This window comes from Ruminococcus sp. 210702-SL.1.03 (assembly GCF_020559915.1).
In the GTDB taxonomy this organism is placed as follows: Bacteria; Bacillota; Clostridia; order Oscillospirales; family Ruminococcaceae; genus YE71.
Genome location: NZ_JAJCLZ010000001.1, coordinates 166,336 through 189,479, shown reverse-complemented (window position 1 = coordinate 189,479; position 23,144 = coordinate 166,336). Strand labels below are relative to the sequence as shown.

The window sequence follows — 23,144 nt, the reverse complement described above, 5'->3', positions numbered from 1 at the left end:
GCTTTTTTATTCACAATTCCTTAGCCGTTTTCGCCACCGCCTGTATCAAACTATCCACCTGCCGCGAATTGTTGAAAGCGGCGGGCGAGAAGCGCACCGTGCCCTGCTCCAGCGTGCCGAGCGTGCGGTGCGCCAGCGGAGCGCAGTGCAGCCCACCCCTCAGCGCGAAGCCTTTTTCCGAAAGCGCCGCTGATACCCGCTGCGAATTTTTCTCGCCGATGTTGAATGAAACTATCGGCGCGCGGCGGTCGATGCGGTAAAGTTTCACGTCCTTTATCCGTGAGATACCCTGCTCAAACTGCTCGCAGAGCGAGATCTCGTGCGCCAATATCCGCTGCGGAGTTTTCGTCTTTACAAACTCCAGCCCAGCCCGCAGGCCTATTATGCCCGCCGTGTTGACAGTGCCGCTCTCCAGCCGCTCGGGCAGGAAAGGCGTTTGCTCGGGCTGCTCTGAGGTCGCGCCCGTTCCGCCTTCCATTATCGTGCTCAGCTCGTACTCGCCGCTCGAGATCAGCAGACCCGTGCCCGAAGGCCCGTAGAGCGCCTTGTGCCCCGAAGCACATATGAAGCTCACCCCGCCGCTGACTTTTAGGTCGATAAGCCCCGCCGCCTGCGCTGCGTCGGTGATGAAACATATCCCGTAGCTGCGGCAAAGCTCGGCAAGCTCGCGTATCGGCATCAGCCGCCCCGTTACGTTTGAAGCCGCCATGCAGCATATGCACTTCGTGTCGCTGCGTATCAGCCTGCGGAAATTCTCTACCGTTTCCTCGTCGCTGTCGCTGATCTGCGCTACGGAAAATGTCGCCCCGCGCCGCTTGTACAGCGCGTATACGGGGCGGAAAACTGAGTTGTGCTCGTAGTCTGAGATTATGATGTGCCCGCCGTACTGCATCATTCCCTTTATCGCCATATTCAGCGCGGCGGTGCAGTTTGCGGCAAAAACGGCGTCCTGCGGCTGCGCGCCAAACATATCAGCCGCCGCCGCGCGCGTCTTGAACACCTGCTCAGATGTCGCGACCGAAAGCTTGTGACCGCCCCTGCCGGGGTTTCCGCCGTACCGCGTGAAAGCAGTCTGCACCGCCGCCGCAACGCTCGGCGGCTTCGGGAACGTGGTGGCAGAGTTATCAAAATTTACGAAATTCATGGCATTATACCACCCCCTTCATATCAGTGTATGATATTCGGTGCGGCTTCGTGCCGAAAATGTCGTATTCCGCCGCGAACTTATCCCGCCCGCGGTGAATATAATGTCGATATACGGTCTTGTGCCGATGATATAGATAAAGCCTCTCTCTGCGCTGAAATTTGTCAGAGTGAGGCTTTTTTTTTTGCTTTATATCATCTTTTTGAGCTGCTCAGAGAAAGCTATCATCTGCTCCATGCTCATGGCTTCGGGGCGTATCGTCGGGCTAAGGCCTGCCGATTCCGCCGCGCTTATCACCGTAGATTTCTCCGCGCCGATGGTCGCCGATACCGAGTTGCAGAGCGTCTTGCGCCGCTGCTGAAACGCCGCGCGGACTACCTTGAAGAAAAACTTCTCGTCCGTCACCCCCTCGGGAGTGTGCTCGCGCAGGTCGAATCTGATAACGCAGCTGTCAACGTTCGGCGCAGGGTAAAAGCTGCCGCGCGATACGTCGAAAAGCTTCTTCGGCTCGGAAAAATACCGTACTGCGAAAGTTACCGCGCCGCTTTCGCGCGTGCCCGTTTCGGCGCAAAGCCGTACGCCCGCCTCTTTCTGCACCATCACCGTTACCGACTTTATCGGCAGACGCTCTTCAAGCAGGCGCATTATTATCGGCGATGTTATGTAGTAGGGCAGATTAGCGCACACCGCCACGTTCAGCCCTTGAAATTCTTCGTCGATGAGCTTTTTCAGGTCGGTCTGCATGATGTCGGCGTTTATTATCTTCACGTTGTCGTGCTCCGCCAGCGTTTCCGCCAGCACGGGTATCAGCCGCTCGTCAAGCTCTATCGCGCAAACCTTGTCCGCGCGCTTCGCAAGCTCGTGGGTCAGTACGCCAACGCCCGTTCCTATCTCTATTATCCCCGCGCCCTTTTCCGCGCCGCCCATCTCGGCTATCCGCGGGCATACGGCGGGGTTTATGAGAAAATTCTGCCCCAGCTTTTTTGAAAAAGAAAAGCCGTGGCGCTGCATTATCTCATTCACGGTCTTTATCTGATAAAGTCCTTCCAATACCTGTATCCTCCACTTGTTTCGTAATTGTGATCGTTTTAAGGCAACACCGCACAACTACCGCCTAGCGGCTTTGTGCACATCTTGCTTGCGTTTTTGCGAAGCCAAAACAATTTTCCGTCATATCACCCAAAACCTCCTAGCTTAACGCGAGTTAAGCGTCGTCGGCTTTAGGCAATCTGACGAAAAATCTGACGACGCAATCTGCACACAATAGTTGTGCGGTATTGCCTTAATTTTAACACGTTATCGCCGCAAAGTCAACTTTTTTCAGGCATAAAATTTATTTTTCAGCGGATAATATTTTCAGAGATACATCGCAGGAGGTGAAATTTTATGTGCAGAAAAAGACCCGCCCGCAGCAGCGATATTCCCTTGGGGCTTTCGATGGCTATGGCGCAGAACCCCGCCGCTTTCAAAGTTTTCATGCAGCTTCCGCCCGAGCGCCGCGAAAGTCTTGTGATGGGCGAGGATAAGCACGCCGCCGCCAATATACGCGGTATGCGCAGCTTTTCCGATCACCACTTGTACGACTGACCTCGCCGCTGCATTGTGAAATTGCACAATTATCAGCAATAAATCAGTAACAAATTTTATATCAAATTCTGTTGAATTTCGGACGAAAATATTGTACAATATATAAAGGGTATGCTGCGGCTATTATGCCGGCGGCATACCGCGGCGGCTGTTTTGAGTAATGCCGCTTTCCCCCGTGCGAGCTTCTGAAAGGAATGGTTTTCGATATGCAGAATTTTGAGCGCCGATTCTTTTCATATTTATGTAAGGATATTTCCGTTAAAGGCGGATCTACCCTCGGCTTTTCGCACTCTAATTGTAATTTATAGCAGTATTATTACAGCAGTTTGCTTCATATAGCTGCTGTTTTTTTATTATACATGGTAATGATGGAGGAATTTTCTTATGAAAAAGGTTGCAGTTATAATGGGCTCAGACAGCGATTTTCCTATCGTGAAAAATGCGCTTGCCGAGCTTAAAAAGTACGGCGTGCCTTTTGAGTGCCGCGTTATGAGCGCTCACCGCACCCCAGAGCTTGCCGCTGATTTTGCGAAAAACGCTAAGGCTAACGGCTTCGGCATAATAATCTGCGCGGCAGGCATGGCGGCTCATCTGGCGGGCGTGATCGCGGGAAACACCACGCTGCCCGTTATCGGCATCCCGATAAAATCGACTTTTGAGGGTCTTGACGCTCTGCTCGCTACCGTTCAGATGCCAAGCGGCATACCTGTCGCAACAGTGGCTGTAAACGGCGCGAAAAATGCCGCAATTCTCGCGATAGAGATGCTCGCGCTTTCAGACGATACCCTTGCCGAAAAGCTTGAAAAGGCTAAGCAGGAAATGGTAGGGGGCGTAGAGGCGAAGGATAAAGCGCTTCAGGAGCAGATAGCTCAGCTTTGAGGATATAAACATTTGAAACATTATGAACTGATACTTTTCGACCTTGACGGCACTATAACAGACTCGGCTGAGGGCATAATCAACTGCGTAGAGCACGCTCTGCGGCAGATGGGAAGAGATGTTCCGCAGCGCAGCAGTTTGTACCGCTTTATAGGCCCGCCGCTTATGGATTCTTTTCGCGATTTCTGCGGTATGGACAACGAGCAGGCGGCTGAGGCGACGCGCCTTTATCGCGAAAGGTATAAGGATATAGGAATATTTGAAAATGCAGTTTACGGCGGCGCGGCGGAAATGCTCGCGCGCATAAGGGCTGCGGGCAGGCGCACTGCGTTGGCTACATCTAAGCCCGAGGTCTACGCGCGCAGGATAATCTCTCACTTCTGCCTTGACGAATACTTCGATTTTGTCGGCGGGGCGGAGATGACAGGCGAGCGCACCAATAAAGCGGCTGTTATAAGATATGTCATGAAAAGCTGCGGGGCTGAGGCGGATAAAACGCTTATGGTCGGCGACAGACATCATGATATAGAGGGCGCGGCTGCCGAGGGCATCGACAGCTTAGGCGTGCTTTACGGCTACGGAAACAGGGAAGAGCTTGAAAAAGCCGGCGCTGACTATATAGCCGAAACTCCCGCGCAGACTGCGGACATTATACTAGCATAAAATCAAATTTTACATATGATCTTAGGAGGAAATCAACATGGCAAACGTAGTAAAGGGCGAACAGCTTTATGAAGGAAAGGCTAAGAAAGTTTACGCGACTAACGATCCTGATCTCGTTATCGTAGATTACAAGGACGACGCTACCGCTTTCAACGGCGAAAAGAAGGGCACTATCACCGGCAAGGGCGTTATCAATAATAAGATGACGAACTATATGTTCAAGCTGCTTGAGAACGAGGGCGTGCCTACTCACCTCGTTGAAGAGATCAGCGACAGAGAAACGATCGTTAAGAAGGTAGAGATAGTTCCTCTCGAAGTCATCGTAAGAAACGTAGCTGCCGGCAGCTTCTCTAAGAAACTCGGTATTGCTGAGGGCACTAAGCTCAAGCAGCCTACTCTCGAGTTCAGCTACAAGAACGACGATCTGGGCGACCCCTTTATCAATAAGTACTACGCTCTCGGTCTTGACCTCGCTACCGAAGAGGAGATCGCAGACATCACTAAGTACGCTTTCAAGGTAAACGAGTTCATGCTCGGCTTCTTTAAGAAGATGAATATCGACCTCATCGACTTCAAGATCGAGTTCGGCAGATTTCACGGCAAGATAATCCTTGCAGACGAGATCTCTCCCGACACCTGCCGTTTCTGGGACAGCACTACTCACGAGAAGCTTGATAAAGACCGTTTCCGCAGAGATATGGGCGGCGTAGAAGAGGCTTATCAGGAGATCATGAAGCGCCTGATGGGCAGCGAAAAGTAATTTTTCGCCGACAAATACAAACGGATATTTCGTTTAGAATTGCGACGGCAGAGGCGCGTGGGGCGCTCCCTGCCGCTTGCACGTTTTTATAAATTTTGGCATTGCAGGTCTGCGGGCAGGCTTTCGCCGCCGAAAGACCATTGATAAGATGCCCACGGAGGTAATGAATAAATGTTTGACAATATTCATGAAGAATGTGGGGTATTCGGCATTTACGCCGATAAAAAATGCGATGTAGCCGCGCAGACATATGTGGGATTGTATGCGCTTCAGCACCGTGGACAGGAAAGCTGCGGCATCGTAGTGAACGATGATGGATTGTTCAATTATTATAAAGATCTGGGTCTGGTAAATCAGGTGTTCGATAAAGACCGCCTTCAGGCTCTTGGCGAGGGCAATATGGCGATAGGTCATGTGCGCTACTCTACAACTGGAAGCTGCAACGCTTCAAACGCTCAGCCGTTGGTAGTCCGCCACGGCAAAGGCCCTCTCGCGATAGCGCATAACGGCAACCTTACCAATGCGCGTGAGCTGAGGATGCAGTACGAAAACAAAGGTATGATCTTCCATACTACTAACGATACCGAGGTCATCTCTTATGTGATAACCGAAGAGCGCCTTGCCTGCGGATCTATCGAAAAAGCGGTAGAGCAGATGATGTACAGGGTAAAGGGCGCGTACTCGCTGGTGATAATGTCGCCGCAGAAGCTTATAGCCGCGCGCGACCCCGAGGGCTTCCGTCCTCTCTCTCTTGGTAAGCTCGGCGAAAGCTGGGTAGTTTCGAGCGAAACTTGCGCTTTTGACAGCATCGGCGCTAAATTCGTAAGAGATCTGAAACCGGGCGAGATAGTAGTTATCGACGACAGCGGCGTTAGGTCTATCGAAACGCACTGCGGCAGCAAGGGTCATATCTGCGTGTTTGAGTATGTTTACTTCGCACGCCCCGACTCGGTGATAGAGGGTTCCAGCGTACATAAGGCAAGGCTTCGCGCAGGCAAATACCTCTGGCGCGAGCACCCCGTTGACGCGGATATAGTAATAGGCGTTCCCGACTCGGGACTCGACGCGGCGCTCGGCTTTTCGCAGGAGAGCGGCATACCTTACGGCATAGGCTTTATCAAAAACCGCTATATCGGCAGAACGTTTATCCAGCCTACTCAGGCGGAGCGCACCAATTCGGTAAAGATCAAGCTGAACGCTATATCCTCTACCGTAAAGGGCAAGCGCGTTGTCATGATAGACGACTCGATAGTCCGCGGAACTACTTCGGCGCGCATAGTGAACCTGCTGCGCGAGGCGGGGGCTACCGAGGTGCACGTTCGTATATCCAGCCCCGCTTTCGTAGCGCCATGCTACTTTGGCACGGATATTGACAGCAAAGAGAACCTCATAGCCTGCAATATGACTAACGAAGAGATCTGCCGCCACATCGGCGCGGACAGCTTGGGCTACCTCAGCGTAGAGAGCGTGAAAAAGCTTGCGGGCAAGTCAGACTGCGACTTCTGCGTAGGCTGCTTTAACGAGCAGTACCCGATAGAAGTACCCGCAGAAATGCCAAAGGATAAATTTGAGTACAGAATTTCGGACAGTAAATGATTTGATATGAAAGGAATATAACATGAAGAGTTTTTCTGAAAGCTATAAGGAAGCGGGCGTTGACGTTACCGCGGGCTATAAGGCGGTAGAGCTTATGAAAAAGCACGTCGCTAAGACTATGACGGCGGGCGCGCTGAGCGGTATCGGCGGCTTCGGCGGACTTTACGAGGTTGACCTTACAGGCATCACCAAGCCCGTACTCGTTTCGGGCACCGACGGCGTAGGCACTAAGCTCAAGATAGCTTTCCTTATGGATAAGCACGATACAGTCGGCATCGACTGCGTAGCTATGTGCGTGAACGATATAATCTGCTGCGGCGCTAAGCCCCAGTTTTTCCTCGACTACATCGCGGTAGGCAAGAACTACCCCGAAAAGGTAGCGCAGATAGTTTCGGGCGTTGCCGAGGGCTGCATACAGTCGGGCGCTGCGCTCATAGGCGGCGAAACTGCCGAAATGCCCGGCTTCTACCCCGTAGATGAGTACGACCTCGCAGGCTTCGCAGTAGGCGTTGTTGATAAGGACAAGATACTCAAGCCCGAAACGCAGAAGGCGGGCGACGTAATGATCGCTATCGCTTCCAGCGGCGTACATTCCAACGGCTTCTCGCTGGTAAGAAAGGTATTTACCGTAAACGAGCAGAACCTCGCAAGACATAATTCCGAGCTGGGCGCGCCCCTCGGCAGCGTGCTGCTCACACCTACCAAGATATATGTAAAGGCTATCATGAGCCTTATCGAAAAGGTGAACGTGAAGGCTATCTCGCACATCACCGGCGGCGGCTTCTACGAGAATATCCCGAGATCTCTGCCCAAGGGTCTTTCTGCTAAGATCGAGCGCAGCGCCGTACAGGTACTGCCGATATTCAACGTTATCGCCGAAACAGGCAAGATACCTGAGAGAGATATGTTCAATACCTTTAACATGGGCGTCGGCATGACGGTGGTAGTAGATAAGAACGACGCCGACAAGGCTGTTGAAACTCTGAAAGCCGCCGGCGAAAACGCTTATATCCTCGGCGAACTGGTAGAGAGCGAAGAGGGCGTTATCATCTGCTGATGACTACTCTGAAAGGAGCAGATGGAGTAATGAAAAATATAGTCGTACTGGTATCGGGCGGCGGCACGAATCTGCAGGCGCTCATCGACGCCGAGAAAAGGGGAGAGATAAAGGGCGGCAAGATAAGCTGCGTCATCTCCTCAAAAGAGGGCGCGTATGCGCTTGAACGTGCGGCAAACGCAGGCATACCGAGCGTTACCCTGCCGAGAAAGAATTACGCCGACAGCAAAGCTTACAGCGAAGCTATACTTGCCGAGCTGAAAAAGCAGCGCGCCGACCTGATAATCCTCGCGGGCTTTATGACGATACTCGATAAATGCGTTACCGAAGCTTACCCGTATCAGATAATAAACGTACACCCCGCACTGATCCCGTCTTTCTGCGGCGAGGGCTATTACGGAATTAAAGTGCACGAAAAAGCGCTGGAGTACGGCGTGAAAGTTTCGGGCGCGACGATACATTTCGTAAACGAGCAGGCTGACGCGGGCGCGATAATCCTTCAAGGCACGGTAGCCGTCGAGAACGGCGACACCCCAGAGATACTTCAGCGCCGCATTATGGAAAACGTAGAGTGGAAGCTGCTGCCGAAAGCTGCCTCGCTTTTCTGCGAGGGAAGGATAACCATTAAGGACGGCAAAGCTTACGTCGATTACGAGGGCTGAGGGTATGCCGACCGAAAACGCGGGCAGGTCAAAATTTTTGGGACTTGCCGATGTGTATTCAAAATACCGCCCGTCCTACCCCACCGAGAAAGATTCGTCCGTAGCGGCGGAGATAAGCCGTATCTGCGCGAAATGGTGCGGCGACTACCTTATAAGAAAAAGCTTGAACACGCCGATGCGCAAAAGCGCCGAGGAGCTCAGCGGCTTTTTTGATAATTTTGAAACGAAGATATTCAGAAACGATCTTCATTTCGATAAGCAGGCCTTAATCGGCAACAGACTCTCGCGCTCGTATTCGCTGAAAGAGGGCGACGAGCATTTCGATGAATACAAAGCCGAGCTTGCCGAGATGTTTGAAAGATACGCCGAAAACGGCGTCATAACAATACCGAACGTGACCGAGTGTTACCTCGGGGAAGTAATTAGGCAACAACGCGCAACTACCGCCTAACGGCTTTGTGTACGTCTTGCTTGCATATTTTCCGCCATATTGCACTCAAACTCCTAGGAAAGCGCCAGCTTGCCGTCGTCGTTTTAGTACAATCTGACGAAAAATCTGACTTCGCAATACGCACACAATAGTTGTGCATTATTGCCGTAACGCATGGAGGAAAAAATATGAAAACTCTTGATATTTACGAAGAGCTGAAAAGCAATTCCTACCCCGGCAGAGGCATTATAATAGGCAAGTCTGCCGATGGCAAGAGCGCTGTAACGGCGTACTTCATCATGGGCAGAAGCGTGAACTCGCGCAACCGCGTTTTCACCGAAACGGCTGACGGCATAAAGACCGAAGCTGCCGACCCAAGCAAGCTTTCCGACCCGCACCTTATCATCTACTCGCCCGTTAGAAAGCTTGGCAACAAGACGATAGTTACCAACGGCGACCAGACCGACACTATCTACGAGCTGATGGATAAACAGCAGACCTTTGAGCAATCGCTTCGCACACGCGAGTACGAGGACGACGCGCCAAACTACACTCCCAGAATTTCGGGCATAATGCACGTCGAGAGCGGCTCTTACAACTACGCTATGAGCATACTGAAATCCGCCGACGGCGACCCCACCTGCTGCGAGAGATTTACTTTCACCTACACCAACCCCGCAGACGGCGTGGGCCACTTTATCCACACCTACATGGGCGATGGCAGCCCGCTGCCCAGCTTTGAGGGCGAGCCTAAAAAGATAAATATCCCGAACTGCATCGAGGAATTTACCAACGGTCTTTGGGAAGCGCTCAACGAGGATAACAAGGTATCGCTTTTTGTAAGATACATCGACATCGCTACGGGCGAGGAAAAGACCAAGGTCGTAAACAAGTACACCAAGTGACATCACGATACGGAGGAATTGAAAAATGGCAAATGAAATGCTTTTAAAATACGGCTGCAACCCTAACCAGAAGCCATCGAGAGTATTCATGGCTAACGGCGAGGAGCTGCCTATAACAGTTCTCAACGGCAAACCCGGCTATATAAATCTGCTCGACGCTTTCAACGGCTGGCAGCTTGTGCGCGAGCTGAAAAAGGCTACGGGTCTGCCCGCGGCTACCTCTTTCAAGCACGTTTCGCCCGCAGGCGCGGCTGTAGGCAGACCCCTTTCTGATACGCTCAAGAAGATCTACTGGGTAGACGACCTCGGCGAGCTTTCGCCCCTTGCCTGCGCATATGCAAGAGCGCGCGGCGCGGACAGAATGTCCTCTTACGGCGACTTTATCGCGCTTTCAGACGTTTGCGATGTGCCTACCGCTAAGATGATACAGCGCGAGGTTTCAGACGGCATAATCGCCCCCGGCTACACCGACGAAGCGCTCGAGATTTTGAAATCGAAGAGAAAGGGCACTTACAACATCATTCAGATGGACGAGAACTACAAGCCCGACCCCCTCGAGCGCAAGCAGGTATACGGCGTAACGTTCGAGCAGGGCAGACAGGAACTGCCTATCGATTTCGATATGCTGAAAAACATCGTTACCGAAAATAAGGATATTCCTAAGGAGAAGCAGGAGGATCTGCTCATCTCGCTTATCACTCTGAAATACACTCAGTCAAACTCCGTTTGCTACGTCAAGGACGGTCAGGCTATCGGCATAGGCGCTGGTCAGCAGTCGAGAATACACTGCACACGCCTTGCGGGACAGAAAGCGGATAACTGGTGGCTGCGCCAGAGCCCGCAGGTAATGGGTCTGGAATTCCTCGATAATATCCGCCGCGCCGACCGCGACAACGCGATAGACGTTTATATGTCGGACGAGTACGAGGACGTTCTCGCAGAGGGCGTATGGCAGAATACCTTTAAGGTAAAGCCCGCGGTATTCACCCGCGAGGAGAAGAAAGCATGGCTGGAAAAGAATACCGACGTATGCTTAGGCTCTGACGCATTCTTCCCCTTCGGCGACAACATCGAAAGAGCACACAAATCAGGCGTAAAATACATTGCCGAGCCGGGTGGATCTATCCGCGACGACAACGTTATCGAAACCTGCAACAAATACGGAATGGCTATGGCATTTACAGGCATCAGACTGTTCCACCACTGATAGAAAAGGAGTAGAAGAAATCATGAAGATCAAAAAGACACTTGCTGCACTGCTTGCAGCTATGACCGTAATGGCAATGGCATCCTGCGGAAGCAGCGATGATTCGTCTAAGGAGGACACTAAGTCTAAGGCTGATACTACTGCGGCTACCACCGCTGCTGAAGAGTCTAAGGCTGAGGAATCTGCTGCTGAGAGCGTTGCCGAAGAGAGCACCGCTGACGAGAGCGCAGCAGTTGAGAGCGCTGCTGACGAAAGCACTGCCGATGAGAGTGCGGCTGACGATTCCGCTTCCAACGCAAATACCGGCTATGCTGACGGCGTTTACACCGGCGAAAAGTACACCATCGAGGCAGACCCCGCTGTTTGGACTTACGGCGAGGGCGCAGGCACTGACTGCCAGTTCACATACGCAGGCGACCTTGATGACGATATGGCAGTTACCGCTAACTTCAATGTAGTTTCCATGTCTGACGAATCGCTCAAGGGCACTTCCGTTTCCGAGTACGCAGAGGATATGCGTTCGGCTTACGAATCTACCGACGGCTACGAAGTAACTGCGGCTGAACCCGGCACCCTCAACGGCATTGAGAGCTACACTTTCACCATTAGCTACAAGCTCAGCGATGACGTTACTATGGAGATACATCAGGTAGTTGTAAACAAGGACGATACTCTTGTTGCCATCAGCTACGGCGCGGCTGACAGCGTAATGAGCAAGCTCGACAGCGAGTTCAATAAGGTACTGGACAGCTTCAAGTTCATCTGATAAAAGCAAAATAAGGCTGGGCGCGGGTGTAAAAGCCTGCGCCGTAAGCTGTATAGAAAGGACCGATACAATATGAAAATACTGGTAGTAGGCGGCGGCGGAAGAGAACACGCAATAATCATGAAGCTCGCAGAATCGCCTAAGGTAGATAAGCTTTACTGCACGCCCGGCAACGGCGGTATATCAAAGTACGCCGAGTGCTTCGACGTTGCGGCGACAGATGTAGAGGGCGTAGTGGCGCTCGCGGAAAAGCTGCACCCCGATATGGTGGTAGTTGCTCCCGACGACCCGCTCGTGCTAGGCATGGTAGACGCTTTGCAGGCTAAGGGCTTCAAAACATTCGGTCCTAAGGCGAACGCCGCGATAATCGAAGGCTCGAAAGTTTTCTCGAAAGAGCTGATGAAAAAGTACAATATCCCGACAGCAGGCTACGAGGTTTTTACCGACAGCGAATCGGCGATAAAGTACATCAAAGAGCAGAACAGCTATCCGACCGTTATAAAGGCGGACGGTCTTGCGCTCGGAAAAGGCGTTATCCTCGCGCAGAATGAGGACGAGGCGGTAGCCGCAGTTCACGAGATGATAGACGAGCTGAAATTCGGCAAGTCAAGCGCCAGGATAGTTGTTGAGGAGTTTCTGACTGGCCCGGAAGTTTCGGTGCTTTCGTTTACCGATGGCAAGACGGTAGTCCCGATGATCTCTTCGATGGATCATAAGCGCGCTCTCGACGGCGACGAGGGTCTGAATACAGGCGGAATGGGCACAGTAGCTCCCAACCCTTACTACACCGACGATGTGGCGAAGCTGTGCATGGAAACTATCTTCAAGCCGACCATCGAGGCTATGAACGCCGAGGGCAGGACTTTTGAGGGCTGCCTGTATTTCGGACTCATGCTAACCCCGAAAGGCCCGAAGGTCATCGAGTACAACTGCCGCTTCGGCGACCCCGAAACGCAGGTAGTTCTCCCCATGCTCGACGCCGACCTCTGCGAGATCTTTGAAGCGATATACGACCACAAGCTCGCTGACATTGACATCAAATGGAAGTCGGGAAGCTGCACCTGCGTTGTAATGGCTTCGGGCGGTTACCCCCTCTCTTATCCCAAGGGTTTGGAGATCAGCGGTCTGAACGAGATGGGTCAGGTAGACGGCGCGTTCGTTTACCATGCGGGCACAAAGCTTGCGGACGGCAAATTCCTTACAAACGGCGGCAGAGTTCTGGGCGTTACCTGCACGGCTCTCACGCTGGCGGAAGCGCTGAAAAAGTCCTACGCGGCTGTTGAAAAGATAAGCTGGAAAAACGTGCATTACCGCCACGATATAGGTCAGCGCGCGCTGAAAGCGGACGTAGACCCCCTAGATCTCGACTATAAAGACGATATGGAGGACTATATCGAATCGAACGGCGTGTATCTCAGGCAGTAAAGTAAAGTAGCTTTACTTATATGTAAAAGCCCTGCGATTGCGGGCGGTTTGCAATACCAATACTGTAAAGTAAGATGGCTTGAAACATAGCCATCTTTTTTTATGTCAAGTTTTTTTAAAATAACACTTGCAAAAATCAGCGCTATGGTGTATAATATAAGTGGGCGGAAATTTTATAATCGCCGAAAATCAAAAAAGGGTTTGATCGTAAATGGCACAAAAGAAACGCAAAGGCGGATTTAGAATAGATATTATCCTTATTTTCTCAGTTATGGTTCTGCTGATAACGTTTTTCGCGTATATGCTCAACACTTCGCTGGAAGATGTGCTGACAAAACAGCGCGGCGAGGGCGTTGTGATAACGCATACCGAGTCTGAGAACTGAGCGTGCCGCCGCTTCCGTTCCGTCAAAAAAACGGGGCGGATTTTTTTGCGCCCACGCACCGTATTCTAGTTTTACATATATGTCATATAATTTTTATATGGTACGCCCACATGTAAAGCAAAGTACAAGTACACGGTAAAAACATAACTTGCATGAAATTTCTTACAATGTGCAGAACATGCAGTAATAGTGCGGTTTTTTGTACTTTTAGCGCAGTAGTGGACGGCGGGTAATTGCGATTTGCAGCGTTTAAGGCGGACAATTGCTGTAAAGTAGATTAGCTTTATAACGCGTTGGCTGACCACTTGACAGGCATATTTTACACACACGCAAATCGCCTTTTGCCGCAATAGTTAATTTGTTAATCTGCGGTTGTGCAAACTGTACAAAAAGGTTGCTTTCAATTGGTGAAAACGGCACTTGACATAATACGCAAAATACTATATACTTGAATACGGTGGTTTTTGAACCACAAGATATAGTATGTCGCAGCCGCTCAGTAGGGCGGCAGGTACGATTTATTGATAATAAGCGATATTTTGAGATATACGAAAGCGGAGGAAGAGAAATGATAATCAAGATCCAGAAACGCGATGGCAGAAAGGTCACCTTTAATATAGAGAAGATCGCCAACGCTATCTACAAGGCTGCCCAGTCGGTCGGCGGCACGAATTACGAGGAAGCGCTAGAGCTTGCGGGCAAGGTCGGCGATATGCTGATGGAGAAAAAGCTCACTTACCCCACCGTTGAGCAGATACAGGACTGCGTGGAAAAGGTACTGATCGAAGAGGGTCATGCGTCTACCGCCAAGTCTTATATACTTTACCGTTCCGAGAGGACCCGCGCACGCGAGATGAACACCCGCCTTATGAAGGTATACGAGGATCTTACGTTCAAGCCCGCAAAGGAGAACGACCTGAAGCGCGAGAACGCGAACATCGACGGCGATACCGCTATGGGCACGATGCTGAAGTACGGCTCGGTCGGCGCTAAGGAATTTTACGAGATGTATGTGCTCGACCCTAAGCACGCAAAGGCGCACGCTGAGGGCTTTATCCACATCCACGACCTCGACTTCTATACCCTCACCACCACCTGCACGCAGATAGACCTCACTAAGCTTTTCAACAAGGGCTTTTCAACAGGTCACGGTTTCCTGCGCACGCCTAACGATATTTCCAGCTACGCCGCTCTCGCCTGCATCGCGATACAGTCAAACCAGAACGATCAGCACGGCGGTCAGTCGATACCAAAGTTCGATTACGACATGGCTGTCGGCGTAAAGAAGACTTTTGCGCACAGATACCGCGATAATATCCACCGTGCGCTCGCTCTCGAAGCTAACCTTTCCGACTCATTCGAGATCGCTAAGAAGATAAATGAAAAAATAAAGGAAGAAATGGGCGTAGAACCTACTCTTGCCAATGATAACGGCTATATGGAAGCCGAAAAGGAATACCTGCTTGCTTTCACCGACGAAAAAACTGCCAATAAGATACAGCAGTTCGCTTACAAGACCTCCGTTAAGGAGACCGACCGCGCTACCTATCAGGCGATGGAAGCACTTATCCACAACCTCAACACCATGAACTCCCGCGCCGGCGCGCAGACTCCGTTCTCCTCTATCAACTACGGTACCGATACCACGATAGAGGGCAGAATGGTCATCAAAAACGTTCTGCTCGCGCAGGAAGCTGGTCTGGGCAACGGCGAAACGCCTATCTTCCCGATACATATTTTCAAGGTCAAAGAGGGCGTGAACTACAACCCCACCGACCCGAACTACGACCTCTTCAAACTCGCCTGCCGCGTTTCGGCAAGGCGGCTGTTCCCGAACTTCTCGTTCATCGACGCGCCTTTCAACCTCCAGTACTATAAGCCCGGCAATCCCGATACCGAGATCGCGTACATGGGCTGCCGTACCCGCGTTATAGGCAACGTCTACGACCCCACCCGCGAGATCGTTACGGGCAGAGGCAACCTCTCGTTCACCACGATCAATCTGCCACGCCTCGGCATACTCGCTGACGGCAACGTAGGCGCGTTCTTCGACAGTCTTGACGAATACATGGATCTTTGCATCGACCAGCTTATGCACAGATTTAGGATACAGGCAAGCAAAAAAGTCAAGAATTATCCTTTCCTGATGGGTCAGGGAATTTGGCTCGACAGCGATAAGCTTTCAGCAGATGATGAGGTCGGCGAGGTGCTCAAGCACGGCACTCTCTCGGTCGGATTTATCGGTCTTGCTGAGTGCCTTGTGGCGCTCACGGGCAAGCACCACGGCGAGTCGGAAGAGTCCCGCCAGCTTGGTCTTGAGATAATCACTCACATGAGGGAGCGCATGGACGAAGAGTCGAAGCGCACTGGTTTGAACTTCTCGCTCCTCGCAACACCCGCCGAGGGTCTTTCGGGACGTTTCGTAAAGATCGACAAGCAGAAATTCGGCGAGATCAAGGGCGTTACCGATAGAAATTACTATACCAACTCCTTCCATGTGCCCGTTTATTACCCGATCGGCGCATATGATAAGATCGCTATCGAAGCCCCCTACCACGCTCTTACAAACGCAGGCCACATCAGCTATATCGAGCTTGACGGCGACCCGATGAACAACCTTGCGGCGTTCGAGAAAGTAGTACGCTTCATGAAAGAGCAGGGCATCGGCTACGGCTCTATCAACCACCCCGTAGACCGCGACCCCGTTTGCGGCTACACAGGCATAATCGGCGACAAGTGCCCCAAGTGCGGCAGAAGCGAAGCTGAGCATACCATGGTGGCGCATGAGCGCATGAAGAGGATAAGCTGCTGCAAATAAACTTCTCCACATAAATTTTAGCGGACAGGTACGCGCGTGCCTGTCCGTTTTTTTGTGCAGTTAAACAAACGGGTACAAAAAAACGGACGGAAATCAAATCCGTCCGTTTGTGTTTTTATTAAGATGTTCAGCGTCTGGAACTTAGATCCTTGCAACGCCGGTATCTCTTGCAGCCTGAGCTACTGCCTTTGCAACTGCCGCAGCTACGTCGCGGTTGAGCGCAGAGGGGATTATGTATTCGGCGGTAAGCTCGTCGTCCTTAACGAAATCTGCGATAGCCTTAGCAGCGGCTATCTTCATCTCGTCGTTGATGTCGCTTGCGCGAACGTCAAGAGCGCCGCGGAAAATTCCGGGGAATGCGAGAACGTTGTTGATCTGGTTCGGGAAGTCACTTCTGCCGGTGCCGACAACTGCCGCGCCGGACTCTCTTGCGAGGTCGGGCATGATCTCAGGAGTGGGGTTAGCCATAGCGAAGATGATGGGGTCGGGAGCCATGCTCTTTACCATCTCGGGAGTTACACAGCCGGGAGCGGAAACGCCGATGAATACGTCAGCGCCCTTGATAACTTCTTCAAGAGTACCCTTGCGCATCTGCTTGTTGGTGATCTCAGCCATTTCTTCCTTTTCCTTGTTCAAACCATCTCTGCCCTTGTAGATAGCGCCCTTTCTGTCGCAGAGCACTACGTCGTTAAGACCCATAGCGATGAGCAGCTTGATGATAGCTATTCCTGCTGCGCCTGCACCGCTGGTAACTACGCGTATCTCGTCGATCTTCTTGCCGGTGAGCTTGAGAGCGTTCATCATAGCGGCAAGAGTAACTACGGCAGTACCGTGCTGGTCGTCGTGGAATATCGGGATGTCGCAGATCTCTTTGAGTCTTCTCTCTATCTCGAAGCATCTGGGGGCGGATATATCCTCAAGGTTTACGCCGCCGAAAGAGCCTGCGATAAGGCTTACGGTCTTTACGATGTCGTCAACTTCCTTAGAGCGAACGCAGAGCGGTATAGCGTCAACATCGCCGAATGCCTTAAAGAGCGCACATTTGCCCTCCATAACAGGCATACCTGCCTCAGGGCCAATGTCGCCCAGACCCAGTACCGCAGTACCATCGGTGATAACTGCTACGAGGTTAGAACGTCTGGTGAGGTCGTAGCTCTTGTTTACGTCCTTCTGTATCTCCAGACAGGGCTGTGCAACGCCGGGGGTGTATGCCAGCGAAAGATCGTCGCGGGTCTCAAGAGGTGCGCGTGTGATGACCTCTATCTTACCCTTCCACTGCTCGTGAAGCTTTAATGATTCCTTTGCGTAATCCATGCTTTTCATGTCCTTTCATGATATATTCTTTAAAGCGGCCAACTGCCGCGATAAAAGACTAAGTTGTTAAGGCAGCACCGCACAACTATTGCGTGCGTTTTGCTCTTATTAGATGTCCAGCTCGTCGATGATGGCTTTCAGCGCCTTAGAGCTGTTTCTCAGCGCTTCGTCCTCGTCGGGGGTGAGGTTTACCTTTATGCGCGAGATTATGCCGTCAGCGCCTACGATGTAGGGCAGGCTGAGGCAAACGTCCTCAGTGCCGTAAATGCCGTCGGTCATCGAGGATACCGTCATTACCGTCTTTGAATCTCTGAGTATGCACTCGCAGATGCGCTTAACTGAAAGCGCGATGGCGTAGAATGTAGCGCCCTTTGCGGCAATTACCTGAGCGCCCGCATTTCTTACGTCTACCTCTATCTGCTTGAGCATTTCGGGGTTCACCTGACGGTTGATAGAGCGGTAGTAGTCAAACATACTCATACCCGCAATGGTGGTCAGCGACCATGGCGCGAAAGATGTGTCGCCGTGCTCGCCGAAAACGTAAGCGTGTATGCTGTCTGCCGAAACGCCCAGTCTGTCGGCTACTATCGAGCGCAGTCTTGCCGAGTCGAGCATAGTGCCCGAACCGATTATCCTGTTTTTGGGTATGCCGCCGTACTTGTGTACAGTGTAGGTGAGTATGTCAACGGGGTTGCTTACTATTACATATACCGCGTCTGGGCAGTACTTTGTGATCTCGGGAAGCACGCTCTTCATTATGTTTACGTTGGTCTTTGCAAGGTCTATTCTCGTCTGATTGGGCTTTCTTGCAATGCCTACGGTGATGATAACTATGTCGGAATCCTTGGTGTCCTCATAGTCGCCCGAATATACGTTTACAGAAGGGCAGAAGCTTATACCCTGACGAATGTCCATAGCTTCACCCATAGCTTTGGGCTTGTTGATGTCAACGAGCACCAGTTCAGAGCAAACGCCTTTGAGTGTGAGGGTGTAAGCGATGGTAGCGCCAACGTTGCCCGCACCGAGTATCGTTATCTTTCTGCCTTTCTTTTCGCTGCTGTTTTTCAAGATCTATTACCTCCGAAATCTATAATTTTGCGCTGCGGAGCGGCTTTTGGCTGCCCGCATGGTTTTTGTTTATGCAAATCTGATAAAAAATCAAATTCAAGTTTATTATACTATATTTTTTCGTATTTTACAATACCCATTTGCCATATATTCAGACTTTAATTGTGAAAATTGTGTAAAATATCAGCTAAACTCATGTAAAGTAAACGTTTGAGTCGAATTTATGTGACATTTTTCAAATCTTACATTTAAATATTTGTAATAATGTGTTAATAATGTTTCACTTCTGCTAATTCCGCTGAGATAATCGAATTTCCCACAAAATTTCACAAAATATCTGTATAAATCTTCGGCGATGAACGATATAATTAGTTAGTAAACTAATTATATCGTATGAAAGAAGTGAGATGTGCTTTGAAAGATAAAGACTGCGCTATCGAGCGCCCGAAGCGCCTGCTTGAAATGCCCGACGCTTCCCCCTCGATGTTTATAAACGATATTTCGCACCTCTTTTCGCACATGATGCGCCGCGAAAACGAGCGCTGCGGCATATCTGAAAGCTACCGCAAGGTGCTGATGTTCCTCTCGCACGACGATGGCGTAAGCCAGCTGACGCTTGTGCAAAAGACTCGCCTTACTGCGCCGACTATCTCCGTTGCGCTTGCAAAAATGGAAAGCGAGGGGCTGGTAGAGCGCCGCTGCGACGACGAAGATATGCGCCGCATGAAGGTCTATATCACCGAAAAGGGCAGGGCAGTGGACGACTCTATGCTCGCCCGCTGCCGCGAGGTAGAGCAGATAATGCAGGCGGGGCTTACCGAGCAGGAGCTTGAGGGGCTTACAGCGGCGCTGCGAAAAATACTCGAAAATATGATAGAAAGTGAGGAGAATAAGTGAAACTTTCCAAATATCTAAAGCCGTATATGCTGTTCGCGCTGCTCACCCCGCTGACTATGGTCGGCGAGGTAATGGTAGACCTGCTTCAGCCAAAGCTGATGTCTAAAATAGTTGACGAGGGCGTGCTCGGGCAGGATATGGGGCTGATAATCCATACAGGCTTGCTCATGATGCTGCTGATAATCATTGGCGGCGCTTGCGGAGTAGGCTCTTCCGCACTGGGCGGCGTGGCTTCGCAGGGCTTCGCGCGCGACCTGCGCAGCGATGTCTTTAAAAAGGTAATGGGTCTTTCTTTCGAGCAGACCGATAAATTCACCACCGGCTCGCTCGTCACCCGCCTTACCACCGACATCACCGCCCTTCAGCAGATGGTAGATTTTATGCTGAGAATGTTGGTGCGCGACGGTATTTTATTCATCGGCGGTATCATAATGATGCTTACGCTCAACGTAAAGTTCGGCATTGTTATCGCTGTCGCTATGCCTATCGAAATACTTATAGTTGTGCTCGTTATGCGTAAGGCAAACCCGCTTTACAGCATAGTCGCAGCGCGGCTCGACTCGGTAAATACCGTAATGCAGGAAAACGTCAGCGGCGCGCGCGTCGTAAAGGCGTATGTGCGCGAAGAGCGCGAGTCGCAGCGCTTCGGCAAAGCGAACGAAGACCTCATGCAGGCAAACCTGCGCGTGCAGAAGATGGTAGCTGTCCTCCAGCCCGCGCTCATGATGATCATGAATATCTCGGTCATCGCCGTAATTCTCATCGGCGGTTTTCAGGTGCAGGCGCGCGAGATGAAGGTCGGCGAGGTAATGGCGGCTATAACTTACCTCACGCAGGTGCTCAACGGCATTATGATGCTCTCGATGATGTTCCAAACTATGTCCCGCGCTTCGGCTTCCGCCAAGCGTATCTGCGAGGTGCTCGATTCCGAGCCTGTTATTCAGGACGGCGCAGGCGCTAACTGTACAGAAAAAGGTACAGTTTCGTTCCGCGGAGTTTCGTTCTATTACCCCTCCGCATCCGGCAGACCTGTTCTCTCAGATATTTCATTCGACGTAAAGCAGGGCGAGAACGTCGCAATACTCGGCGCTACCGGCTCGGGAAAATCCACCCTCGTCAGCATGATACCCCGCTTTTACGACCCCGTTCAGGGCGATATTTTCGTAGACGGCGTAAACGTCAAGGATATGAAGCTATCAGACCTGCGCAGTAAGGTCGGCATTGTGCTGCAAAAAAGCGAGCTTTTCTCGGGCAGCGCGGCTGACAATATCCGCTGGGGCAAAAAGGACGCTTCGCTCGAAGAAGTAAAGGCCGCCGCCGAGATAGCGCAGGCAGATGAGTTCGTTTCTACCCTGCCCGACGGCTACGATGGTATCATCGCGGAAAAAGGCGCTTCGCTCTCGGGCGGTCAAAAACAGCGCCTTTCTATCTCTCGCGCGGTGCTCAAAAAGCCCGAGATACTTATTTTCGACGACTCTACCAGCGCCCTCGACCTCGGTACTGAGGCAAAGCTGCATAAGGGTCTGCGCGAGGGGCTGAAAGGTACTACCGTCATCACGATAGCCCAGCGCATAGCAAGCGTTAAAAACTGCGACCGTATTTTCGTCCTCGACCACGGCAGGCTCGCGGGCAGCGGTACGCACGAGCAGCTTTTGCAGAGCTGCGGAGTTTATAAAGACATCTGTAATTCGCAGATGAGAAATGCAGGAGGTGAGGAATAATGCCGCCAATGCCGCCAATGGGGCCTAAAGGACCGGGTGGGCCGGGAGGTCCTCCGGGAAGACATTCCCGCATAAACGGCGAGAAGCCGAAAAACGGTAAAAAAACTCTCGCCAAGCTGCTGCGCTATATAGGCAGGAGCAAGTACATATTCTTCGCGCTGATGGCCGTAATGCTCATCATCACGGGGCTGAATCTTGCTGCGCCGTCTATCCAGCAGCGCGCGATAGACTTCATCACGATAACTGAAAAGCGGCTGAACGTTGATCTCGGCGGACTGGGCAGGTCGCTCGTTCTGCTCGGCGTAGTCTACGCCGCTTCCTCAGTGTTCACCTATTTGCAGGGCATACTTTCGGCGAAGCTTTCGCAGTACACGGTAAAGACCATGCGCCGCGACCTTTTCGATAACCTCGTGCACCTGCCGATAAAGTACTTCGACACCCACCGCCACGGCGACCTCATGAGCCGCATGACAAACGATGTCGAGAATATCTCCACCACCATCTCGCAGTCTATAGGCTCGCTCATTTCGGGCGTGCTGACGGTACTCGGCTCGTTCGCGATAATGATGTTCTACTCGCCGTTGCTCACCCTTATCTCGCTTTCCACCATTTTCCTCACGATAATCGTTTCAAGCGTTATGACGAAATTCATGCGCAAATACTTCATGCAGCAGCAAATATTGCTCGGCAGGATAAACGGCCACGTTGAGGAAATGGTTACGGGCTACCGCACGGTAGTCGCCTACTCTAAGGAGCAGGACGCAATAGATGAATTCAGCTCGATGAACGACGAGCTTCGCCGCTGCGGTATACGCGCCCAGATATGCGGCGGCGTTATGGGGCCGCTGATGAACTGTATCTCAAACTTCGGCTTCGTGCTGATAGCTGCTTTCGGCGGCTGGTTCACCATGCGCGGCATGATAACCGTCGGCACTATACAGGCTTTCATTCTCTACTCAAAGCAGTTCTCACGCCCGATAAACGAGATAGCGAACCAGTACGCAAATATCCAGACCGCTATCGCAGGCGCAGAGCGTATATTTGAGGTAATGGAGGCGGAGCACGAAACTGATAACGGCACTTCCTGCTTCACCGCCAAAAACGTCAAGGGCGATATTTGCTTTAAGGACGTAGTTTTCGGCTACGAAGAGGGCAAGACCGTCCTCAAAGGTCTTGATCTTGATGTAAAGCGCGGTCAGAAGATCGCGATAGTCGGCGCTACCGGCTCGGGCAAGACCACCGTAGTGAACCTGCTCACTCGCTTTTACGACATCGACAGCGGCAGCATCACGGTAGACGGCGTGCCGATAACGGATATTCGCATGGCAGAGCTGCGCCGCTCGATAGCGATAGTTTTGCAGGATACCGTGCTTTTCTCGGGCACTATCGAGGATAATATCCGCTACGGCAAAGAAAACGCTTCCACCGAGGAAGTTAAAGCCGCCGCCGCTCACGCCAACGCCGATGAGTTTATAGAGCGCCTGCCCGAGGGCTACGCTGCTCAGCTCAGCGAGGGCGGCTCTAACCTCTCGCAGGGTCAGCGCCAGCTTCTCGCGATAGCCCGCGCCGTGCTCGCCGACCCGCCTATACTTATCCTCGACGAGGCGACCTCCAGCGTAGATACCCGCACCGAGATGCACATTCAGTCCGCGATGGTAGCGCTTATGAAAAATCGCACCTCGCTGATAATCGCCCACCGCCTTTCCACTATCCGCGACGCGGACAAGATAGTCGTTATAGACGGCGGCAGGGTAGCCGAGATGGGCAGCCACGATGAGCTTATAGCCCTCGGCGGCTGTTACTACAAGCTTTATCAGACCCAGTTCGCAGGAAATAAGACCTAACATATCAAAGCATAAA

Annotated in this window: 21 protein-coding genes; 17 read left to right on the top strand and 4 right to left on the bottom strand. The window is 51.8% G+C overall.

The features are described 5' to 3' along the window. Positions 1 to 10: 10 nt before the first annotated feature. Positions 11 to 1,144 carry an aminotransferase class V-fold PLP-dependent enzyme gene (locus LI114_RS00885; RefSeq protein WP_227218567.1) on the bottom strand — a complete coding sequence of 378 codons (1,134 nt, stop codon included), beginning with the start codon at positions 1,142 to 1,144 and terminating at the stop codon, positions 11 to 13. Positions 1,145 to 1,333: 189 nt separating this feature from the next. Then, positions 1,334 to 2,155 carry a 16S rRNA (adenine(1518)-N(6)/adenine(1519)-N(6))-dimethyltransferase RsmA gene (gene rsmA / locus LI114_RS00880; RefSeq protein WP_227218771.1) on the bottom strand — a complete coding sequence of 274 codons (822 nt, stop codon included), beginning with the start codon at positions 2,153 to 2,155 and terminating at the stop codon, positions 1,334 to 1,336. 375 nt (positions 2,156 to 2,530) lie between these two features. Between rsmA and LI114_RS00875 the strand changes: the two genes are divergently transcribed. The 14 genes from LI114_RS00875 to LI114_RS00810 all read left to right on the top strand — a co-directional run bounded on the left by LI114_RS00875 (position 2,531) and on the right by LI114_RS00810 (position 16,284). Beyond that, a complete protein-coding gene (locus LI114_RS00875) occupies positions 2,531 to 2,731 on the top strand; it encodes a hypothetical protein (RefSeq protein WP_022127700.1) in 201 nt (66 codons plus the stop codon). A 384-nt stretch (positions 2,732 to 3,115) separates the two neighbouring features. Further along, the gene (purE, locus tag LI114_RS00870) at positions 3,116 to 3,610 is read left to right on the top strand and encodes a 5-(carboxyamino)imidazole ribonucleotide mutase (RefSeq protein ID WP_227218565.1); all 495 of its coding nucleotides are present in this window, start codon (positions 3,116 to 3,118) and stop codon (positions 3,608 to 3,610) included. A gap of 12 nt (positions 3,611 to 3,622) precedes the next feature. Next, on the top strand, positions 3,623 to 4,273 hold the full coding sequence (locus LI114_RS00865; protein ID WP_227218564.1) for an HAD family hydrolase: 651 nt from the start codon (positions 3,623 to 3,625) through the stop codon (positions 4,271 to 4,273). A 37-nt stretch (positions 4,274 to 4,310) separates the two neighbouring features. Next, positions 4,311 to 5,033 (top strand): phosphoribosylaminoimidazolesuccinocarboxamide synthase, encoded by a 723-nt coding sequence (purC, locus tag LI114_RS00860; protein ID WP_022127697.1) that lies wholly within the window; start codon positions 4,311 to 4,313, stop codon positions 5,031 to 5,033. A 171-nt stretch (positions 5,034 to 5,204) separates the two neighbouring features. After that, the gene (gene purF / locus LI114_RS00855; RefSeq protein WP_227218562.1) at positions 5,205 to 6,629 is read left to right on the top strand and encodes an amidophosphoribosyltransferase; all 1,425 of its coding nucleotides are present in this window, start codon (positions 5,205 to 5,207) and stop codon (positions 6,627 to 6,629) included. A 22-nt stretch (positions 6,630 to 6,651) separates the two neighbouring features. Next, positions 6,652 to 7,686 (top strand): phosphoribosylformylglycinamidine cyclo-ligase, encoded by a 1,035-nt coding sequence (gene purM / locus LI114_RS00850; protein ID WP_227218560.1) that lies wholly within the window; start codon positions 6,652 to 6,654, stop codon positions 7,684 to 7,686. A 29-nt stretch (positions 7,687 to 7,715) separates the two neighbouring features. Continuing rightward, positions 7,716 to 8,348 carry a phosphoribosylglycinamide formyltransferase gene (purN, locus tag LI114_RS00845; protein ID WP_227218558.1) on the top strand — a complete coding sequence of 211 codons (633 nt, stop codon included), beginning with the start codon at positions 7,716 to 7,718 and terminating at the stop codon, positions 8,346 to 8,348. A 4-nt stretch (positions 8,349 to 8,352) separates the two neighbouring features. Continuing rightward, on the top strand, positions 8,353 to 8,799 hold the full coding sequence (locus tag LI114_RS00840) for a hypothetical protein (RefSeq protein ID WP_227218556.1): 447 nt from the start codon (positions 8,353 to 8,355) through the stop codon (positions 8,797 to 8,799). Between the two features lie 167 nt (positions 8,800 to 8,966). Beyond that, positions 8,967 to 9,683, top strand: a complete 717-nt coding sequence (locus LI114_RS00835; protein ID WP_227218555.1) for an IMP cyclohydrolase — start codon at positions 8,967 to 8,969, stop codon at positions 9,681 to 9,683. Positions 9,684 to 9,708: 25 nt separating this feature from the next. Continuing rightward, positions 9,709 to 10,890 (top strand): phosphoribosylaminoimidazolecarboxamide formyltransferase, encoded by a 1,182-nt coding sequence (locus tag LI114_RS00830; protein ID WP_227218553.1) that lies wholly within the window; start codon positions 9,709 to 9,711, stop codon positions 10,888 to 10,890. 22 nt (positions 10,891 to 10,912) lie between these two features. Further along, positions 10,913 to 11,656, top strand: a complete 744-nt coding sequence (locus tag LI114_RS00825) for a DcrB-related protein (RefSeq protein WP_227218551.1) — start codon at positions 10,913 to 10,915, stop codon at positions 11,654 to 11,656. Positions 11,657 to 11,728: 72 nt separating this feature from the next. Then, positions 11,729 to 13,081, top strand: coding sequence for a phosphoribosylamine--glycine ligase (purD, locus tag LI114_RS00820; RefSeq protein WP_227218549.1), 1,353 nt, complete (start codon positions 11,729 to 11,731; stop codon positions 13,079 to 13,081). A 211-nt stretch (positions 13,082 to 13,292) separates the two neighbouring features. Next, positions 13,293 to 13,466: a hypothetical protein gene (locus LI114_RS00815; RefSeq protein ID WP_022127689.1), complete on the top strand. Its 174-nt coding sequence runs from the start codon at positions 13,293 to 13,295 to the stop codon at positions 13,464 to 13,466. A gap of 568 nt (positions 13,467 to 14,034) precedes the next feature. Next, positions 14,035 to 16,284 (top strand): anaerobic ribonucleoside triphosphate reductase, encoded by a 2,250-nt coding sequence (locus LI114_RS00810; RefSeq protein WP_227218547.1) that lies wholly within the window; start codon positions 14,035 to 14,037, stop codon positions 16,282 to 16,284. A 141-nt stretch (positions 16,285 to 16,425) separates the two neighbouring features. Here LI114_RS00810 and LI114_RS00805 read toward each other — a convergent pair whose 3' ends face one another. Both LI114_RS00805 and LI114_RS00800 read right to left on the bottom strand, forming a co-directional pair. Next, a complete protein-coding gene (locus LI114_RS00805) occupies positions 16,426 to 17,598 on the bottom strand; it encodes an NADP-dependent malic enzyme (protein ID WP_022127687.1) in 1,173 nt (390 codons plus the stop codon). Between the two features lie 108 nt (positions 17,599 to 17,706). Then, complete coding sequence (locus tag LI114_RS00800) at positions 17,707 to 18,666, bottom strand: L-lactate dehydrogenase (protein WP_227218546.1); 960 nt, start codon at positions 18,664 to 18,666, stop codon at positions 17,707 to 17,709. Between the two features lie 414 nt (positions 18,667 to 19,080). Here LI114_RS00800 and LI114_RS00795 point away from each other — a divergent pair, with 414 nt between their 5' ends. Genes LI114_RS00795 through LI114_RS00785 form a run of 3 tightly spaced genes read left to right on the top strand, consistent with a single transcriptional unit; the run spans position 19,081 to position 23,128 of the window. Then, positions 19,081 to 19,563, top strand: a complete 483-nt coding sequence (locus LI114_RS00795; protein ID WP_227218543.1) for a MarR family winged helix-turn-helix transcriptional regulator — start codon at positions 19,081 to 19,083, stop codon at positions 19,561 to 19,563. Continuing rightward, positions 19,560 to 21,284 (top strand): ABC transporter ATP-binding protein, encoded by a 1,725-nt coding sequence (locus tag LI114_RS00790; protein WP_319638284.1) that lies wholly within the window; start codon positions 19,560 to 19,562, stop codon positions 21,282 to 21,284. The genes LI114_RS00795 and LI114_RS00790 overlap by 4 nt, the downstream gene beginning before the upstream one ends. After that, complete coding sequence (locus tag LI114_RS00785; RefSeq protein WP_227218542.1) at positions 21,284 to 23,128, top strand: ABC transporter ATP-binding protein; 1,845 nt, start codon at positions 21,284 to 21,286, stop codon at positions 23,126 to 23,128. Before LI114_RS00790 ends, LI114_RS00785 begins: the two co-directional genes overlap by 1 nt. The last annotated feature ends 16 nt before the right edge of the window (positions 23,129 to 23,144 follow it).